This window comes from Aureimonas endophytica, from assembly GCF_014642635.1.
Taxonomy (GTDB): Bacteria; Pseudomonadota; Alphaproteobacteria; order Rhizobiales; family Rhizobiaceae; genus Plantimonas; species Plantimonas endophytica.
Window position 1 is genome coordinate 16657 of sequence record NZ_BMIQ01000010.1, and the last position, 16727, is coordinate 33383.

16 protein-coding genes are annotated in these 16727 nt (G+C 70.5%); 11 read left to right on the forward strand and 5 right to left on the reverse strand.

From position 1 onward, the window contains the following. Positions 1 to 2: 2 nt before the first annotated feature. From IEY14_RS23005 to IEY14_RS23040, 8 genes are all read left to right on the forward strand, one after another. Positions 3 to 794: a M48 family metallopeptidase gene (locus IEY14_RS23005; protein ID WP_188912746.1), complete on the forward strand. Its 792-nt coding sequence runs from the start codon at positions 3 to 5 to the stop codon at positions 792 to 794. A 55-nt stretch (positions 795 to 849) separates the two neighbouring features. Further along, complete coding sequence (locus IEY14_RS23010; protein ID WP_188912748.1) at positions 850 to 1515, forward strand: phosphoribosylanthranilate isomerase; 666 nt, start codon at positions 850 to 852, stop codon at positions 1513 to 1515. Further along, entirely contained in the window at positions 1512 to 2732 is a 1221-nt protein-coding gene (gene trpB / locus IEY14_RS23015) for a tryptophan synthase subunit beta (RefSeq protein WP_188912750.1), read from the forward strand. Before IEY14_RS23010 ends, trpB begins: the two co-directional genes overlap by 4 nt. 48 nt (positions 2733 to 2780) lie before the next feature. Then, positions 2781 to 3059 carry a hypothetical protein gene (locus IEY14_RS23020; RefSeq protein ID WP_188912752.1) on the forward strand — a complete coding sequence of 93 codons (279 nt, stop codon included), beginning with the start codon at positions 2781 to 2783 and terminating at the stop codon, positions 3057 to 3059. Beyond that, complete coding sequence (locus tag IEY14_RS23025; RefSeq protein WP_188912755.1) at positions 3056 to 3334, forward strand: type II toxin-antitoxin system RelE/ParE family toxin; 279 nt, start codon at positions 3056 to 3058, stop codon at positions 3332 to 3334. Before IEY14_RS23020 ends, IEY14_RS23025 begins: the two co-directional genes overlap by 4 nt. A 74-nt stretch (positions 3335 to 3408) precedes the next feature. After that, a complete protein-coding gene (trpA, locus tag IEY14_RS23030; protein ID WP_188912756.1) occupies positions 3409 to 4242 on the forward strand; it encodes a tryptophan synthase subunit alpha in 834 nt (277 codons plus the stop codon). A 47-nt stretch (positions 4243 to 4289) separates the two neighbouring features. Next, positions 4290 to 5213 carry an acetyl-CoA carboxylase, carboxyltransferase subunit beta gene (gene accD, locus IEY14_RS23035; protein WP_188912758.1) on the forward strand — a complete coding sequence of 308 codons (924 nt, stop codon included), beginning with the start codon at positions 4290 to 4292 and terminating at the stop codon, positions 5211 to 5213. Then, a complete protein-coding gene (locus IEY14_RS23040; protein WP_373289040.1) occupies positions 5210 to 6556 on the forward strand; it encodes a bifunctional folylpolyglutamate synthase/dihydrofolate synthase in 1347 nt (448 codons plus the stop codon). Before accD ends, IEY14_RS23040 begins: the two co-directional genes overlap by 4 nt. A 91-nt stretch (positions 6557 to 6647) precedes the next feature. On the opposite strand, the gene IEY14_RS23045 is transcribed toward IEY14_RS23040, so the two are convergent. Genes IEY14_RS23045 through addB form a run of 3 tightly spaced genes read right to left on the reverse strand, consistent with a single transcriptional unit; the run spans position 6648 to position 13773 of the window. Then, the gene (locus IEY14_RS23045; protein ID WP_188912761.1) at positions 6648 to 6917 is read right to left on the reverse strand and encodes a thioredoxin family protein; all 270 of its coding nucleotides are present in this window, start codon (positions 6915 to 6917) and stop codon (positions 6648 to 6650) included. Between the two features lie 53 nt (positions 6918 to 6970). Next, entirely contained in the window at positions 6971 to 10618 is a 3648-nt protein-coding gene (addA, locus tag IEY14_RS23050) for a double-strand break repair helicase AddA (RefSeq protein ID WP_188912763.1), read from the reverse strand. Beyond that, a complete protein-coding gene (addB, locus tag IEY14_RS23055; RefSeq protein WP_188912765.1) occupies positions 10615 to 13773 on the reverse strand; it encodes a double-strand break repair protein AddB in 3159 nt (1052 codons plus the stop codon). Before addB ends, addA begins: the two co-directional genes overlap by 4 nt. 250 nt (positions 13774 to 14023) lie before the next feature. On the opposite strand from addB, the gene msrB reads away from it, so the two are divergent. The 3 genes from msrB (at position 14024) to IEY14_RS23070 (ending at position 15499) form a co-directional block, all read left to right on the forward strand. Next, on the forward strand, positions 14024 to 14521 hold the full coding sequence (gene msrB, locus IEY14_RS23060; RefSeq protein WP_188912767.1) for a peptide-methionine (R)-S-oxide reductase MsrB: 498 nt from the start codon (positions 14024 to 14026) through the stop codon (positions 14519 to 14521). 206 nt (positions 14522 to 14727) lie between these two features. After that, complete coding sequence (locus tag IEY14_RS23065; RefSeq protein ID WP_188912769.1) at positions 14728 to 15159, forward strand: Hsp20 family protein; 432 nt, start codon at positions 14728 to 14730, stop codon at positions 15157 to 15159. Between the two features lie 97 nt (positions 15160 to 15256). Beyond that, positions 15257 to 15499: a BQ00720 family protein gene (locus IEY14_RS23070; protein ID WP_244639645.1), complete on the forward strand. Its 243-nt coding sequence runs from the start codon at positions 15257 to 15259 to the stop codon at positions 15497 to 15499. A gap of 71 nt (positions 15500 to 15570) precedes the next feature. Here the strand turns inward: IEY14_RS23070 and ptsN are convergent, their stop codons facing one another. Continuing rightward, on the reverse strand, positions 15571 to 16032 hold the full coding sequence (gene ptsN, locus IEY14_RS23075; RefSeq protein ID WP_188912923.1) for a PTS IIA-like nitrogen regulatory protein PtsN: 462 nt from the start codon (positions 16030 to 16032) through the stop codon (positions 15571 to 15573). A 68-nt stretch (positions 16033 to 16100) separates the two neighbouring features. Next, the gene (gene hpf / locus IEY14_RS23080) at positions 16101 to 16685 is read right to left on the reverse strand and encodes a ribosome hibernation-promoting factor, HPF/YfiA family (RefSeq protein ID WP_188912773.1); all 585 of its coding nucleotides are present in this window, start codon (positions 16683 to 16685) and stop codon (positions 16101 to 16103) included. Positions 16686 to 16727: the final 42 nt, after the last annotated feature.

Below are 16727 nucleotides of genomic sequence, written 5' to 3' on the forward strand. Positions count from 1 at the left end.
ATATGCTTCTTCGGCGGGGTGACCGCCTCGCCGCCTCCTCGCCGGTGCCGCCCTTGAAGCTTCCCGGCCTTCGCCGTTCGCCACCCGCCTTGCCCGCCGCCGTCTCCTTCGACGGCCGCGAGGTGCCGCTCGTGGTGCGGCGCCATCCGCGCGCCAAGCGCCTGACGCTCCGCCTGAAGAATGGCGGCCTTTCCATCACCGCGCCGCCGCGCGCCTCCAGCGGCGCCATTCTCGATTTCATCGAGCGGCATCGCGACTGGGCCCGCAGCCGGCTGGAGCGGGCGGAGCCGGGCATCACCGTCGCCGACGGCGCCGTCCTGCCGTTTCGCGGCGGCAGCCTCACCCTCGTCCACGAGCCGTCGCGCCGCGCGGCCGTGTTCGAGACCCGCGACACCGGCCTCTGCCTTCTCGTCGGCGGGGAGGCGGCGCATTTCGGCCGCCGCACCGTCGAGGCGCTGAAGCGGGCGGCGCGGGCCGATCTCCAGGCGGCGGTCGACCGGCATGCCGCGAGCGTCGGGCTGAAACCCGCCGCCCTGACGCTGAAGGACACGAAGAGCCGCTGGGGCTCCTGCACGGTCTCCCGCCGGCTCGCCTTTTCCTGGCGCATCGTCATGGCGCCGCCCGCCGTGCTCGACTATCTGGCGGCCCATGAGGTGGCGCATTTCCGGGAGATGAATCACGGTCCCGGCTTCTGGGCGCTGTGCCGCGCGCTCTGCCCGGACATGGAGGCCGGGCGGCTCTGGTTGAAGGAGCATGGCGCCGCCCTTCATGCCGTGGATTTCGGAACGGGATGACGGGCTTGCGGCGGGCGCGGCCCGGCGCGATAAGCGGCGGGAAAGACGGACGGTCATGGCGCTCGACATCAAGATCTGCGGGTTGAGAACGGAGGCGGCGGTCGCGGCGGCGGCGGCGCGCGGCGCGACGCATGTCGGCTTCATCCATTTTCCCCGGAGCCCGCGCCATCTCTCCTTGGACGAGATGGCGGCGCTGCGCCCCGCCATCCCGGCGCCGGTGAAGCTCGTCGTCGTTCTGGTCGATCCCGACGACGCGCTGGTCGAGGCCGTCGCCAACCGCGTCCGGCCGGACATTCTGCAACTCCACGGCAAGGAGAGCCCGGAGCGCGTCGCGGCGGTGAAGGCGCTGAGCGGCCTTCCCGTGATGAAGGCGCTTTCCGTCGGCGCGGCGGCGGATCTCCTGGCGGTGCCCCGCTATGCCGGCGCCGCCGACCGCATCCTTCTCGACGCCAAGCAGCCGAAGGGCTCGGATCTGCCCGGCGGCAACGGCGTCGCCTTCGACTGGGACCTTCTCGCCGGACTCGATCCCGCCCAGCCCTATATCCTGTCGGGCGGTCTCAATCCCGGCAACGTCGCGGCGGTCCTCGCCCGTCTGGAGCCGGCCGGCATCGATCTGTCCTCCGGGGTCGAGAGCGCCCCCGGCGTCAAGGACCTTCGTCTCATCCACGCGCTGTTCGACGCGATCGGCGCGGCCTCTCCTATAGAACGGACCGTCTCGTGAACGAGCTCTCGCCTCCGAATTCCTTCCGCGCCGGACCGGACGAGGAGGGTCGCTTCGGCCTCTTCGGCGGCCGCTTCGTCGCCGAGACGCTGATGCCGCTGATCCTCGATCTCCAGGGAGCCTGGGAGACGGCGCGGACCGATCCGAGCTTCAAGGCCGAGCTCGAACATCTCAACACGCATTATACCGGCCGGCCTTCGCCGCTCTATCTCGCCGAGCGGCTGACCGAGGAGCTCGGCGGCGCGAAGATCTATTTCAAGCGCGACGAGCTGAACCATACCGGCTCGCACAAGATCAACAATTGCCTCGGCCAGATCCTGCTGGCCAAGCGCATGGGCAAGACGCGCATCATCGCCGAGACCGGCGCCGGCCAGCACGGCGTCGCGACGGCGACGGTCTGCGCGCGCTTCGGCCTGCCCTGCGTCGTCTATATGGGCGCGACCGATGTCGAGCGGCAGGCGCCGAACGTCTTCCGCATGAAGCTGCTCGGCGCCGAGGTCGTGCCGGTGACGGCGGGCCACGGCACGCTGAAGGACGCGATGAACGAGGCCCTGCGCGACTGGGTGACCAATGTCGACTCGACCTATTACCTCATCGGCACGGCCGCCGGCCCGCATCCCTATCCGGAGCTCGTGCGCGAGTTCCAGTCGGTGATCGGCAAGGAGGCGAAGGAGCAGATCCTCGCCGCCGAGGGCCGCCTGCCGGACCTTCTCGTCGCGGCGGTCGGCGGCGGCTCGAACGCGATCGGCCTCTTCCATCCCTTCCTCGATGACCGCGAGGTCGGCATCGTCGGCGTCGAGGCCGGCGGCAAGGGGCTGGACGGCGAGGAGCATTGCGCCTCGCTGACCGCCGGCTCGCCCGGCGTCCTGCACGGCAACCGCACCTATCTCCTCCAGACGCCGGAAGGCCAGATCAAGGAAGGCCATTCGATCTCGGCCGGGCTCGACTATCCGGGCATCGGGCCGGAACATTCCTGGCTGAAGGATCAGGGCCGCGTCGAATATGTGCCGATCATGGACAAGGAGGCGCTGGCCGCCTTCCAGCTCCTGACGCGCGTGGAGGGCATCATCCCGGCGCTGGAGCCGAGCCATGCGCTGGCCGAGGTGATCAAGCGCGCCCCGAAGATGCGCAAGGACCAGATCATCGTGATGAATCTCTGCGGCCGGGGCGACAAGGACGTCTTCACGGCGGCGAAGCATCTCGGGGTAGAACTCTAGCGGCTGGCGCGATCCGGCGTTCGGCCCGAAGCTTGAATGGATGCGACCATGGGCAAGACATCCATCCTCATCGACGACGGCATGAAGGCGGACCTCGAACGCGAGGCCGCCCGGGCCGGGGTCTCGTCGTCCGTCATCGCCGAGCAGGCGATCGGCGCCCTTCTCGAGGCGCGGGCCGCCAAGCGGCAGGCGATCGAGGCGGCGATCGCGGATGCCGATAGGGGCGTCTTCGTGTCGCGCGAGGCCATGGACCGCTGGGTGATGTCCTGGGGCACCGATGACGAACTCGAGCCGCCGAAGCCGGACATCGTTCCGAGCCGCGGATGATCATCGTCTTCGGGCCGAAGGTCGTCGAGGACCTTCGCTGGTTCAGGGACTATCATTCCGGCGCGGCCGGCAAGGCCATCGAGCGATACCTGAGGGCTTTGGACCTGCTCTCGTCCTTTCCTGGCCTCGGCCGTCCCCTCTCGGATCTCGATGCCCGGGAATACGTGATGCCGAAGACGCCGTTTTCGCTTATCTACCGTGTCGGACCGGACAATATCGAGATACTGAGGGTCTGGGATCAGCGGACGGACCGCGCCCGTCTCTGGATGGGGTGACGGGCGGCCGGACCTTTGACCCGCCAGTCGCGATGCCCTAGCGAGAGAGTTGTTTCTGTGATGAAAGCCGACGCATGACCTCCCGCATCGACGCCCGCTTCGCCAAGCTGAAGGCCGAGGGCCGGCCGGCCTTCGTGACCTTCCTCATGGCAGGCGATCCCGATCCCGAGACCGCCTTCGCCATCATGCGCGGCCTGCCGGCGGCGGGGGCCGACCTGATCGAGCTCGGCATGCCCTTCTCCGATCCGATGGCCGACGGGCCGGCGATCCAGAAGGCGGGCCTGCGGGCGCTGAAGGGCGGCGAGTCGCTGACGAAGACGCTCGCCACCGTCCGGCGCTTCCGCGAGGAGAACGGCGAGACGCCGATCATCCTCATGGGCTATTTCAACCCGATCTATATCTACGGCGTCGAGCGCTTTGTCGCGGAGGCGAAGGCGGCCGGCGTCGACGGCCTCATCGTCGTCGACCTGCCGCCCGAGATGGATGACGAGCTCTGCCTGCCGGCGATGCGCGGCGGCCTCGCCTTCGTGCGCCTCGCGACGCCGACGACGGACGACCGCCGCCTGCCGGCGGTGCTGAAGAACACGTCCGGCTTCGTCTATTACGTCTCGATCAACGGCATCACCGGCTCGGCGACGCCCGATGCGGGCCGGGTCGGGGCGGCCGTCGCCCGGATCAAGGGCCATACCGACCTGCCGGTCTGCGTCGGCTTCGGCGTCCGGTCGGCGGAACAGGCCAGGGCGATCGGCACGGCGGCGGATGGCGTCGTGGTCGGCTCGGCGCTGGTCAGCGCGCTGGAGGCGACGCTGGTCGACGGCCAGGCGGTGCCGGCCACGGCGGAGACGGTTCTTGCCCTGGTGCGCGAGCTCGCCGCCGGCGTGCGGGCGGCCCGCCTTGCCGAAGTCTGAATTAAAGGCCATCTGAGCCACGGCACCGATCGATTGGATTTCGAGCCTTGAACTGGATCACCAACTACGTCCGCCCGAAGATCACCAGCCTCCTCACCCGCACGGAGGTGCCGGAGAATCTGTGGATCAAGTGCCCCGAGACCGGGGAGATGGTGTTCCACAAGGATCTGGAAGCCAATCAATGGGTCATCCCGACCTCCGGCCACCATATGCGCATCAGCGCGAAGGAGCGGCTGAAGTTCTTCTTCGACGATGGCGAGTTCCATACGGTCGAATTGAAGAAGGTGGCGATCGATCCGCTGAAGTTCCGCGACGAGCGGCGCTACGTCGATCGGCTGAAGGACAATAAGACCAAGACGGGCCTGGAGGATTCGGTCCTCGTCGCGCGCGGCGCCATCGAGGGGCTCGGCATCGTCGCGGCGGTGCAGGACTTCGCCTTCATGGGCGGCTCGCTCGGCATGGCGGCGGGCGAGGCGATCGTCACGGCGGCGGAAAGCGCGGTCGAGCGGCGCCGGCCGCTGGTGCTCTTCGCCGGGTCCGGCGGCGCGCGCATGCAGGAGGGCATCCTGTCCTTGATGCAGTTGCCGCGCACCACGGTGGCGGTGGAAATGGTGAAGGAGGCGGGGCTTCCCTATATCGTCGTCCTCACCAATCCGACGACCGGCGGTGTCACCGCCTCCTATGCGATGCTGGGCGACGTCCATATCGCCGAGCCGGGCGCCCTGATCGGCTTCGCCGGCCAGCGCGTCATCGAGCAGACCATCCGCGAGAAGCTCCCCGAGGGCTTCCAGCGCGCCGAATATCTGATGGAACACGGCATGGTGGACATGGTCGTCCATCGCCACGAGCTGAAATCGACCATCGCGCGCCTTCTGAAAATCATGATGAAGCAGCCGGCCGTCGCCGCCCAGCCGGCGGCGGCGAGCGCGGTCGAAGCGCATACGGCCGCCCTGGCCGACGCCGCCGAGTGATCGGTCCCGACGCGGCGGGGCGCCTGACGGCCGCCGCCATCGACGCCCTCGCGCTGAAGCATCCGAAGGGCTTCGACCTGTCGCTGGAGCGCATCCGGCGTCTGCTCGAACGGCTCGGCGAGCCGCATCGCCGCCTGCCGCCGGTGATCCATGTCGCCGGCACCAATGGCAAGGGCTCGACCGTCGCCCATATGCGCGCGATCCTCGAAGCCACCGGCCGGGCGGTGCATGTCCATACCTCGCCGCATCTCGTCGACTGGCGCGAGCGCTTCCGCCTCGGCGTCGCCGGCGGTCGGGGGCGCCTCGTCGCGGACGAGCGCCTGGCCGAGACGATCGGGCGCGTCGTCGCGGCCAATCGCGACGAGCCGATCACCATCTTCGAGATCCTGACGGCGGCCATGTTCCTGCTCTTCGCCGAGGAGCCGGCCGACGTCGCCCTGATCGAGGTCGGCCTCGGCGGCCGGCTCGACGCGACGAACGTGATCGAGCACCCGGCGGCGAGCGTCATCACCACGGTCTCGCTCGACCATCAGGCCTATCTCGGCGAGACGGTCGAGGCGATCGCCGGCGAGAAGGCGGGCATCGTCAAGCGCGGCGCGCCGGTGGTGATCGGCCAGCAGGGCGACCGGGGCGCGGCGGAGGTGCTCGTGCGCGCGGCCCGGCGCAGCCTCGCTCAGGTCGCCGTCTATGGCGAGGATTTCCTCGGTTTCGAGGAGCATCGCCGCCTCCTCTATCAGGACGGGGAGGGACTTCTCGACCTGCCTCTGTCCCGGCTGCCGGGGCGGCACCAGATCGCCAATGCCGCGACCGCCATCGCGGCCCTGCGGCTCGCCGGCTTCGCGCCGGCCGAGACGGCGATCGCGCGGGGTCTCGCCGAGGTCGAATGGCCAGCGCGCCTGCAACGCATCCAGAGCGGCCCGCTGCTCGCGGCGGCGCTGCCGGGAAGCGAACTCTGGCTCGACGGCGGCCACAATCCCGGCGCCGGCGCGGCCATCGCCGAGGTGATCGCCGATATGGAGGAGCGCGTGCCGCGCCCGCTCGTGCTCGTCGCCGGAATGCTCTCAACCAAGGACCCGGTCGGCTTCTTCGCGCCCTTCGCCGGCATCGCGCGCCGCGTCCTCACCGTGCCGATCCAGAGCTCCGATGCCGGCCTCGCGCCCGCCGATCTGGCGGAGGCGGCACGGCGGGCGGGCCTCGCCGCCGAGCCGGTCGCCGAGGGTGTGGAAGCGGCGATCCGCCGCGCCTGCGAGGGGCTGGAGGGGGCGCCTCCTCGCCTCCTCGTCTGCGGCTCGCTCTATCTTGCGGGCGAGGTCCTGGCGCTGAGCGGCCTCGCGCCGACCTGACGCCCGCCGCTTCGTCGGCATGATTCTCGACATGCGAAAGCCCGGCGCCTAGGGCGCCGGGCTTGGCAATGGTGCAGCGAGAGCCGGGCGATCAGGCGGCCGACTGCTTGATCCAGTCGACCAGCTTCGACTTCGCCGCCGCGCCGATCATCGTGTCGGCATGCTCGCCGTTCTTGAAGATCATCAGCGTCGGGATCGAGCGCACGCCGAACTGCGCGGCGAGATCCGGGTTCTCGTCGATATTGACCTTGGCGATCTGCACGCCGTCCATCTCCTCGGAGATTTCCTCGAGGCCGACCGGTTTGCCGGCGTCCAGGACGTCGGTCTGGAAATTGCTGGAATCGACTTTCATCGTGGCCATGGAAGGCTCCTGAGATGTTTCGAGGCTAGAGGTAGAAGCGGCGAGGGGTGAAATCAAGCAAGCGCGTCACCCTGTGAACGCCCTGTTTCCGAACGCGATCGCAGGGCGCGCCGGCGCAGCGCCTCCTCCATCGCGGCGGGTGACAGTTCCACGAGACGCGGCGCCTCGGTGAAGAGCACGGCGGCGCGCACCGTCCGGCCCGGATAGATCGGCTGGACGAGGCGGCGATAGAGCGCGAGCTGCAGCACGAAGGGCGCCGGGATCTCGTCGGCGCGCTCCGGCACCGGCCGGCTCGTCTTGTAGTCGACGATCAGCACCTCGTCGCCGGTGGCCGCGATCCGATCGATCGTGCCGGAGACCGCATAGCTCGCGTCGCCGAGTTCCAGCGTGCCGGACAGCGAGACTTCCGCCCGGCTGCCGGGGGCGAAGGCGGCGGCGAAGGCGGGATCGGCCAGCACCTTCAGCGCGGTGCGCAAGAGGCGGCTGCGCTCCTCGGCCGGCAGTTCGCCGAGCGTGCGTTCGAGATAGGCCTCGGCGCCGGCCTCCCGCTCCGCTTCGGCGAGATCGGGAAGGACCTGGAGCAGCCGGTGCATGGCGATGCCGGTGCGGATCGCCAGCGACGGCCCGGCCGGCCCTCCGAGCACTGGCGAGGCCGTGGCGGGACCCTCGTCATCGGCGGCAAGCTCGTCGTCGGCCATTTCCAGCCGGTGCGCGCCGCCGGCGGTGGAGGGCGAGAGCGGACGCGGCGCCAGCGGCTCCGCCGGCAGCGGGCGAAGGTCGATCGCGCGACGCGGCCGCTTCGCCTCGGCGGGCTTCTGCGTCTCGGTCGTGAACGTCGGCAAGGCGCCGAGCCGCCAGCCCACGACCTCGCCCTCCGCGTCGGTCAGCTCCTCGGCTTCCGGTGCCAGCGCCGCCTGGACGCGGCTCAGCCAGCTCTCCTCGTGCGGGCCGCGAATGCCGGCGGTGCCGCAGACCACCAGCCGGTCGGCGGCGCGCGTCATGCCGACATAGAGGAGGCGGCGATATTCCTCGCCGGCCAGCCGCTTCTCCTCGTCGCGCAAGGCCCGCACCGCGCCGTTCTCCAGCGCCTTGTCGGCCCGCCAGAGAAAGCCCGGCGCCTGGCCGGGCGCGAGGCCCGGCATGTCGGTCCAGCGCATCAGGCGCGCCCCATGGGCATGGCTGAAGGGCGCCGAGCCGGGATCGACCAGAAAGACCACCGGCGCCTCGAGACCCTTCGAGGCATGGACGGTCATGATCCGCACCTCGCTGCGGCCATGCTCCATCTCGCGCTTGATCTCCGGCGGTGCGGCGCAGAGATCGGCGAGAAAGGCGTCGAGGCCGGAGCGCCCGTCCTCTTCCGCCGCCAGCGCCAGATCGAGAAAGGCGTCGATCACCTCGCCGGCATCGCTGCCGAGCCGGCCGGTGAGAAGCGCGCGGCCCTCTTCCGGCCCGAGGACGCGCGAATAGAAGGAGAAGACGCCGGCAAAGCCGGCCCGGGCGCGCAGCTCCTCCAGGCGCGTATAGGCCTCCCGCGCCCTGGCGAGGAAGGCGCCGCGCGCCGCCTGCGGCAGGCAGTCCGGCACGAGGCTCGCGCCCTTGCGTCCCGCGAGATTGCGCAGCGCGGCATAGAGGCCGATATGCTCGTCCTTGCCGTCGCGCGACAGAGCGAGCGCCATCAACTCGGCCTCGGCGAAGCCGAAGAGCGGGCTCTTCAGGCAGGCGGCGAGCGACAGCTCGTCCTCGATATTGGCGACGGCATGGCCGAGCGCCATCAGGTCCTGCACCGCGATATGGTCGGTGAGGACGAGGCGGTCGGCGCCCGCGACGGGAATGGCGATGTCCTTCGCCCGGAGTGCCTTGGCCATGGCGCCGACGAAGGCGGAGCGCTTGCGCACCAGGACGAGAACGTCGCCCGGCGTCATCGGATGCCAGCCGTTGCGGTCGCGCACCGGCGTGCCGAGCCAGGCCTTGATCTGGAGGGCGATGCGCCGGGCGAGGCGGTTCGAGGGCGAGGACTCGGGCTCGGCGTCGATCGGCTGGCGCCAGTCCTCCGGCTCCGTCACCACGCTGGCGGAGACCGCCGGCCAGACCTCCACGAGGCCGGGATCGGTGCCCCGCGCCGTCTCGTGCACCGGGGCGAGGCCTTCGGAGGAGAGGCCGCCCCGGTTCGCGGGATCGGCGAAGACATGGTCCACCGCCTGGAGAATGGTGGCGGCCGAGCGGAAGGACTGGTGCAGGCGCCGCTCGCTGAAGGGCATGCCGGCGGCCTCGGCCCGCTGGCGCAGCCGCCGCCGCTCCTCCGCGAAGCGCAAAGGCGAGGCACCCTGGAAGGAATAGATCGACTGCTTCTCGTCGCCGACGGCGAAGACGGTGCGCGGCGCCCCGCGCGCCGAGGCGCCGACGAAGAACTCGTCGACCAGCGCGTTCATCACCTGCCACTGGCGCGGGCTCGTGTCCTGCGCCTCGTCGATCAGCACATGGTCGATGCCCTGGTCGAGCTTGTAATGCACCCAGGCCGCCGCTTCCGAGCGCGACAGGAGATCGGCGGTGCGCACCACCAGATCCTCGAAGTCTAGCCGGCCGCGCCGCCGCTTCAGGACGGCATAGTCCTCCTCCAGCCGGTCGGCGATGACGAGCGCGGCGCGGCTCGCCCGGAACAGCTTCAGCGAGGCGAGGGCCTCGTCCAGCTTGCCGATCTGCCGGGCGAGGGCGGCGAGGCGCTCCGCGAAGTCCTCGTGGAACTCGGCCACCGCCTTCGTCGCGACGCCGCCGGGCTTGCGCGGCTCGCCCTTCTGCGTGAAGGCGATTTCCCGCAGCGCTTCGAGCCGCGCCCTCGGCCCCGGCGCGGTCTCCACCGCTTCGAGATGGGCGAGAAGGGCCTTGTCCGTCGCCTTGGTGCTCGTCGCGGCGACGGCGGCGAGGCTTTGCCGGAAGGGCGCGTCGAAGCCGGCGACGGGATCGAGACCGGCCGCGAGGAGGCCGTCCTCCGTCTCGTCGCCCTTGAGGCCGAGGCTCGCGGCGAGCCGGGCGACGGCGGCTTCCAGCCCGCCCGCCTCCTCGACATGGCGGCGCAGCGCGTCGCGCTTGGCGACGATCTCCCCGATCAGGCCGTCGAGCCCCCATTCGCCGCCGAAGCTCAGCACCTCGGCGAAGCTTTCGGCGAGCGCGGCGCGCTCGGCCGGCGGATGGCCGTCGCCGGTGACAAGCCGGCGCCGCGCCTCGCCGAGCAGGAGCCGGCTTTCCTTGTCGTCCATCACCTCGAAATGGCCGGCGACATTGGCCTCCAGCGGGAACTGGTGGAGGATCGCCTCGCAGAAGGCGTGGATCGTCTGGATCTTCAGGCCGCCCGGCGTTTCCAGCGCTTCGGCAAAGAGGCGGCGCGCCCGCCGCCGCTCGTCGGGCGAGACGGCGCGGCCGAAGAGGCGCTTCAGCTCGGTGTCGAGCGCCTCCTGCGGCGCCGTGGTCCAGCGCGACAGGCGGTCGAAGACGCGGGTCGACATCTCGGCCGCCGCCGCCTTCGTATAGGTGAGGCAGAGGATCTTGGCAGGCTCGGCGCCCGACAGGAGCAGGCGCACGACGCGCTCGGTGAGGACATGCGTCTTGCCGGACCCGGCATTGGCGGCGACGATCACCGAACTCGTGGGATCGGAGGCGCCGAGCTGGGCCTCGCGGGTGGCGTCCGAAACGGTGAGCGCGCTCATTCCGCCTCCTCCGCGTCCTCGCCGGCCGCCCATTCGAGGACGCGGGCGAGATGGTCGTATTCGCCGGACACGTCGCCGGCGCGGAAGGGCCGGGCGCGCGACAGGAAGGGCGTTTCCGGCTCGCGATAGAAGGCGGCGAGGCCCCGGAACCTGTCCAGCGCCTCGTCCGACAGGCTGTCGCCCGTCACCGCCTCGCCGCTGCGCCGGTCCTGATAGGACAGGCCCTCCTCGAAGAGCTCCCGTTCGCGCAGCCGCAGATAGGAGAGTTCGGCGATGGCGCCGACCGGGCCCTTGGTCTCGGGAAAGGCGCCGAGCTTCGCCATCGCGCCCTCCAGCGGCAATTGCGGCGCGAGCAGCACCCGCGCCTGGCGGACGGACGGATTGGTGCCCGTCTTGAAGTCGATAATCTCCACCGTTCCGTCGGCGAGGACGTCGATGCGGTCGGCATAGCCGGAGAGCGTGACGCCGATCTCGGGCAGTTCCACCTGGCCGCGCGTCTCGACGAGCCGGCGCACCACGTTCGGCGCCCGCTCGCGCTCCCAGGCGATGTAGTTCCCGGCCAGCCGCTCCATGCGCGGCCACCAGACCGCCTCGATATCCGGCGGCAGGCGCTCGGCCTCGAAGCGGCGGGCGGCGGCGGCGAGAAGGCGCGTCTCGGCCCCGGCATCGGCCGGGTCGCCGCCCTCGGCGACGAAATCGGCGAGGATCGCGTGAAAGAGATTGCCGCGATCGGCGGCGCCCGGGCTGCGCATCAGTTCGGGAAAGGCTTCGAGCTTCAGGACCCGCCGCGCATAGACGGCATAGGGATCGCGGATCAGGCGCTCGACCTCCGTCACCGAATAGCGGTTCGGCCGGCGCTCGGGCGGCGGCACCGGGGCGGGGCGTTCGGTCCGGGCGAGACCGTCCTTGGCGATGTCGATCCGGCAGGCGTGGTAGAGATAGACCTCGCCCTCCGCCCGCAGCCGCGCGGCGCCTTCCGGCCCGGCCAGCGTGAGGAGCCGTTGCAGCCAGCGCGAGGCGATGGTCGGCGCGCCGCCGCTGCGCAGGGAGCGCGTCATCACCACGCGGCGCATGCCGAGCGCCATCTGGATGTCGTGCGCGGCAAGGCCGATCAGCCGCTCCGGCGGCTCCAGCAGCACCTCGGCGCGCATCAGCCGCGACAGGAAGGCGTCGGAGGAGGAGCGCTGCGGCCAGCTTCCCTCGTTGAGCCCGCCAAGGATCATGCAGTCGACTTGCTGGAGCCGCGCTTCGAGCGCCCCCCAGATGAAGGCGCGGCCCGACAGGCCGCCGCGCGGGCGCACGCTCTCGTCGGCGATCAGCGCCTCGACGACGTCCGGCAGCTCGCGCGGCGGAAAGGCGAAGCCGGTCTCGGGGCAGGCGACGAGCTTCTGGAGAAAGGCCGCCGCCGCCGCGCCCGTTTCCGTCGCGTAGAAGGGCGTCGGCGTGCCGTTCTCGTCCGCCGCCAGCGCCTCCAGCGCGCGGGTGAGGGCCAGGGCGAAGAGGGCGACCTGCGCCTCCGGCGCGCCGCGCAGATCGGTGAGCGGGCGGAGCGCCGCCTCCAGCTTGCGCGCGACGTCGCAGGCGAGCAGCCGGTCGGCGGGCGAGACGAGGCGCACGGCGCGGGCGATGCGCGGGGCGGGGCCCTGCGCCGGCGCCGCCTCGGCCTCCGCCGCCTGACGGTCGAAGGCCTTCATCGCCTTGTCGAGAATGGTGGAGAGACCGGCCGCGTCGGCGATGCCGACATTGCCGCGCAGCGCCAGGATCTCGATGGCGCGCGCCGCCCGGCGCGCCTCTACCGCCGAATGGCCGAGCCGGACGAGCGGATGTTTCAGGAGCGCCACCAGCGTCACCGGATCGCCCGGCGTCAGGGCGCAGGCGAGCGTCAGCGACATCAGCGTGCCGGGCGCCGTCGCCGCGAGCGGGCGTCCGGCGGAATCATTGGCGGCGATGCCGAACCGTTCGAGTTCGGCCGAGACACGCCGGGCGAGGCTGCGATCGGGCGTCGTCAGCCCGACCGTGGCGCTCGGATCGGCGAGGGCGTCGCGCATCGCGACGGCGATGGCGAGTGCCTCCTCGCGCTCGTTCTCGGCCTCGACCAGCGCCAGATCCGCCAGCGCCTCCGGCGGATGGCGATGCGACGGCTCGCCCCAGGCATCCGTGGTGGCGGCCGGCCGGAGGGCATCGGAAACGAAGGCCTCGCGCGCGGCGAGCGGATCGCCGGGGCTGGGGGCGAGATGGTCGACGGCGTCGCGCGGCACGAGAAGGCCGGTCAGCATGCGCTTCAGCACATATTGCGGATGGCCGGGCGCGCTGCCGGCGAGGCGCGTCTCGCCGCCGGCGCGGATCGCGTCGAAGCTGGCCTCGTCGAGGAAGCGGTCGAGCCCCGGCAGCACCAGGGCGCCGTCGCGGCGCCGGGCGACGGCCCGCATCAGGGCGAGCGTCGCCGGCGAGGCGGCGGTGGAGCCGGCGACGACGACCGGCCCCGCGCCCTCGCGCGCCGCGATCCGCGCGGCTTCCCGCCGCAGATGCTCGTTCTGCGCCTGCGCCTCGTCGGCGAGGCCGCGCTCGGCGAGGACGGCCGGCCAATGGTCGGTGAGGATCTGGAGGAAGGTGAGGGTGAGCTGCCACCAGCCGGCGAGCCGTTCCGGGGCGAGGCCGGACAGGGCGGTGAGCGTCGTCCCTTCCGCCTCGACCTCGTCGAAGAGCCGGGCGAGATCGCGGGCGAGCCAGAGCGCGTCGGCGCTGGAGGTCGGCAGCACGATCTCCTCGCCGTCGAGGAGGCCGCTCGCCATCTCGGCGATCTGGCCCTTCCAGCGGCGCACGAAGCGCGCGATCAGCATGCGCCGCTCGACCGCGCCGATCGTTGGCAGGAGGCCGGCGCCATCCGTCGGCGCGGCGAAGAGCGCGGCGGCGTCGCCCTCGCCGAGGGTGCGGATCGCCGGCAGGATCGCCGCCGCGCCGCCGAGCGCGCGCGCGAATTCCTGGCCGAGCGCGCGCACCGCGCGCCGCGTCGGCAGGTAGATGGTGAGGCCGGCCAGCGCCAGCGGATCGTCGCGCAGGTTCAGGCCCGGCAGGATGCGGCCGTCGAGCAGCCCGTTCGCGAGCGTGCGCAGAAAGGGCAGGCCCGGCGCGATGGAAAAGACATTGGCAGGCATCGGCGCGAACCCAGAACTCCAGAAGAACCTTCGGCTAGCCGGCCGCGCGAGGTTCCGTCGGATGGTCTTAGCCGATCGGCGATGCCATTGCAGCCGGGGGCGGCTCCGCGATCAACAGCCGGGCGATCCCGGCCGCGATCGGACGACACCCATGGCCGGTCGCGCAAACGTGATGCATCCGCGGCGCGCCGAGCCACGAAATTGGCGGAGTGGCGGCTCTCGGCTGCCGAAGATGCGGAGACCGACGACCATGATGCGCAGACAGTTCCTCCTCGCCGGGGCCGCCGCGGGCCTTGCCGGCTTCTACGGCCTCGCCGCCCGCCGCTCCGACGCCGCCGAGGAGAATTTTCCGGTGATGCGCAGCGAGGCCGAATGGCGCCGGCAGCTGACGCCCGACCAGTTCGCCATCCTGCGCCAGGAGGCGACGGAGCGGCCCTTCACCAGCCCGCTCCTGCATAACGGCCGGCACGGGCTCTATCGCTGCGTCGGCTGCGACACGGCGGTCTATTCCTCCGAGACGAAGTTCGATTCGGGCACCGGCTGGCCGAGCTTCTGGGACGCGGTCGACGGCGGTATCGGCACGACCACCGACTACAAGCTCGTCTATCCCCGCACCGCCGTGCATTGCGCCACCTGCGGCGGCCATCTCGGCCATGTCTTCGACGACGGGCCGAAACCGACCGGCAAGCGCCATTGCATCAACGGCATCGCGCTCTCCTTCGACGAGACGAGCCCGACCTCGGGCTGAGGCGTTCCGCGAGGCTGCGCAAGCCTTTGTTTACGCGAAAGGGGGACGATCCTTTTCGAGGTCGCGACCTGCCGTCCGGCATGGGGTCCGGCGGCCGCGGGATATTGAAGTGGGACGTTCGGACCGCCATATTCTGGAACGTAAGGCAGGGGTGCCGCTTCCATGGGCTCCTGCGGAAAGTCGCTTGACGCAAGGACTTGGGAATTATGAGCCGCGTGACGCCCTTTTCCAGCCCGCTCCTTCTCGGTTTCGATGCCGTGGAGAGGACACTGGAAAGGATCGGGAAGTCGGGCGACGGCTATCCGCCCTACAATATCGAGCGGGTCCGGCGCGAGGACGGGGAAGGTCCCGCCTCCTTCCTCAGGATCACGCTCGCGGTCGCCGGCTTCCGGCCGGAGGATCTCGAGGTGACGACCGAGGAAAGCCAGCTGACGATCCGTGGCCGTCAGACCGACGACCGGGAACGGGAATATCTGCATCGCGGCATCGCGGCGCGGCAGTTCCAGAAGAGCTTCCTGCTCGCCGACGGGATGCAGATCATCGGAGCGCAGCTGAAGAACGGCCTGCTCCTGATCGATCTCGCCCGGCCCGAACCGGAACGCGTCGTTCGCCGCATCGCGATCGACGTCGCCGATTGAGGCGGATGCCGCTTTTCCGCGGCAAATCGCCTTCCCAAACAGCCAAAGCCTCTCAGCGAACGTTTGCCTTCGATAGGAGACGACCGATATGGCCCTCATGACGCAGAAAATTTCCACGAACGAGCTTGCCGCGATCGGCGACGGTCATCTCGCCTATCTCCGCCGCATGTCCTCCGACGATATCCGGGCGCGCTTCCCGGCGGCGCAGTCCATCCAGCCGGGCCTGCATCTCTGGGCGCTGTTCGGCGCCGACGGCACGCCGCTGGCGGTCTCCGACGATCGCGGCAGCATCCTGGCGAGCGCCAGCGAGAACCAGCTGCTGACGGTCAGCATCCACTGACGAAAAAGGCCGGCGCGAAACGCCGGCCTTCGCATTTCGGAGGGGCGAGAAGCCCGCCCGCATGTCGCGTTTCAGGCGCCGGGCGCCGAACGCTCGGTCATCAGCGCATAGATCGTGTCGGCATCGCGGGCCTCGCGCAGGCGCGCCACGGTGGTGGCGTTGCGCAGGAGGCGGGCGATCTTCGACAGCGCCTTCAGATGCTCGGCGCCCGAGCCGCCGGGCGCCAGAAGCAGGAAGACGAGATCGACCGGCTGATCGTCCAGCGCGTCGAAATCGACCGGCCGGTTCAGGCGGCCGAAGACGCCGACGAGCTTCGGGAGTTCCGGCAGCTTGCCATGCGGAATGGCGATGCCGTTGCCGACGCCGGTGGAGCCGAGCTTTTCCCGTTGCAGCACGGTCTCGAAGATGTCCCGGCCGGACAGGCCGGTGCGCTCGGCCGCCTTCTCGCAGAGCTCCTGCAGGACCTGTTTCTTGGTGCCGGCCTTCATCGACGGAAGGATCGCGTCGATCTCGATCAGGTCGCCGAGATCCATGGCGATGCTGGACGGGGAGGGGCTAGGCGTCATGAAGGTCCCGAAGGCCGACGTTCCTGGGATGCCGATCAGGCTTCCGACTTGATGGTCGAAGGATCGACCCAGCCGAAATTGCCGTCATTGCGCCGATAGACGATGTTCACCTGCCCGCTTCCGGCATTGCGGAAGACATAGAGCGGGCTGTCGCGGCGGTCGAGTTCCATCACCGCGCCCGCCACCGACATGGTGCCGACCTTCAACGAGGTCTCGGCGATGATCGCCGGAGCGTAGTCCTGCGGGATCTCCTCGTCGTCGGCGGCATCGGAGGGCGCGGCGACGACCGCGTAGGCGACGTCGCGGGCCTGGGCCTGGCCGGCGGCATGGTGATCCTTCAGACGGCGCTTGTAGCGGCGCAGGCGCTTCTCGATCCGCTCGGACGCGTCGGCGAAGCTCGCCTCCGGGTCGTGGGCCTCGCCCGTCGCCTGGAAGATGACGCCGCTGTCGAGATGGAGCGTGCAGTCGGCGCAGAAGCGCGCCGCATCCTTGGAAACCACGACGGTGCCGCTGTAATTGCCGTCGTAGTACTTCTTTACGAACTGGTCCAGACGATCCTCGATGCGCGAGCGGAACGCCTCGCCGACATCCATGTGCTTGCCCGAAACCCGAACGCTCATCGATAAGCTCCCTCGAACGACCGCGACGCCGAAGCGCCCGGC

Bases quoted from the DNA above. Each gene is read 5' to 3' on its own strand.
- IEY14_RS23010 (WP_188912748.1), top strand. From the start codon at position 850: ATGGCGCTCGACATCAAGATCTGCGGGTTGAGAACGGAGGCGGCGGTC.
- hpf (WP_188912773.1), bottom strand. From the start codon at position 16,685: ATGAGCGTTCGGGTTTCGGGCAAGCACATGGATGTCGGCGAGGCGTTC.
- addA (WP_188912763.1), bottom strand. From the start codon at position 10,618: ATGAGCGCGCTCACCGTTTCGGACGCCACCCGCGAGGCCCAGCTCGGC.
- IEY14_RS23005 (WP_188912746.1), top strand. From the start codon at position 3: ATGCTTCTTCGGCGGGGTGACCGCCTCGCCGCCTCCTCGCCGGTGCCG.
- IEY14_RS23070 (WP_244639645.1), top strand. From the start codon at position 15,257: ATGACGCAGAAAATTTCCACGAACGAGCTTGCCGCGATCGGCGACGGT.
- IEY14_RS23025 (WP_188912755.1), top strand. From the start codon at position 3,056: ATGATCATCGTCTTCGGGCCGAAGGTCGTCGAGGACCTTCGCTGGTTC.
- msrB (WP_188912767.1), top strand. From the start codon at position 14,024: ATGATGCGCAGACAGTTCCTCCTCGCCGGGGCCGCCGCGGGCCTTGCC.
- addB (WP_188912765.1), bottom strand. From the start codon at position 13,773: ATGCCTGCCAATGTCTTTTCCATCGCGCCGGGCCTGCCCTTTCTGCGC.
- ptsN (WP_188912923.1), bottom strand. From the start codon at position 16,032: ATGGATCTCGGCGACCTGATCGAGATCGACGCGATCCTTCCGTCGATG.
- IEY14_RS23020 (WP_188912752.1), top strand. From the start codon at position 2,781: ATGGGCAAGACATCCATCCTCATCGACGACGGCATGAAGGCGGACCTC.
- IEY14_RS23045 (WP_188912761.1), bottom strand. From the start codon at position 6,917: ATGGCCACGATGAAAGTCGATTCCAGCAATTTCCAGACCGACGTCCTG.
- trpA (WP_188912756.1), top strand. From the start codon at position 3,409: ATGACCTCCCGCATCGACGCCCGCTTCGCCAAGCTGAAGGCCGAGGGC.
- IEY14_RS23065 (WP_188912769.1), top strand. From the start codon at position 14,728: ATGAGCCGCGTGACGCCCTTTTCCAGCCCGCTCCTTCTCGGTTTCGAT.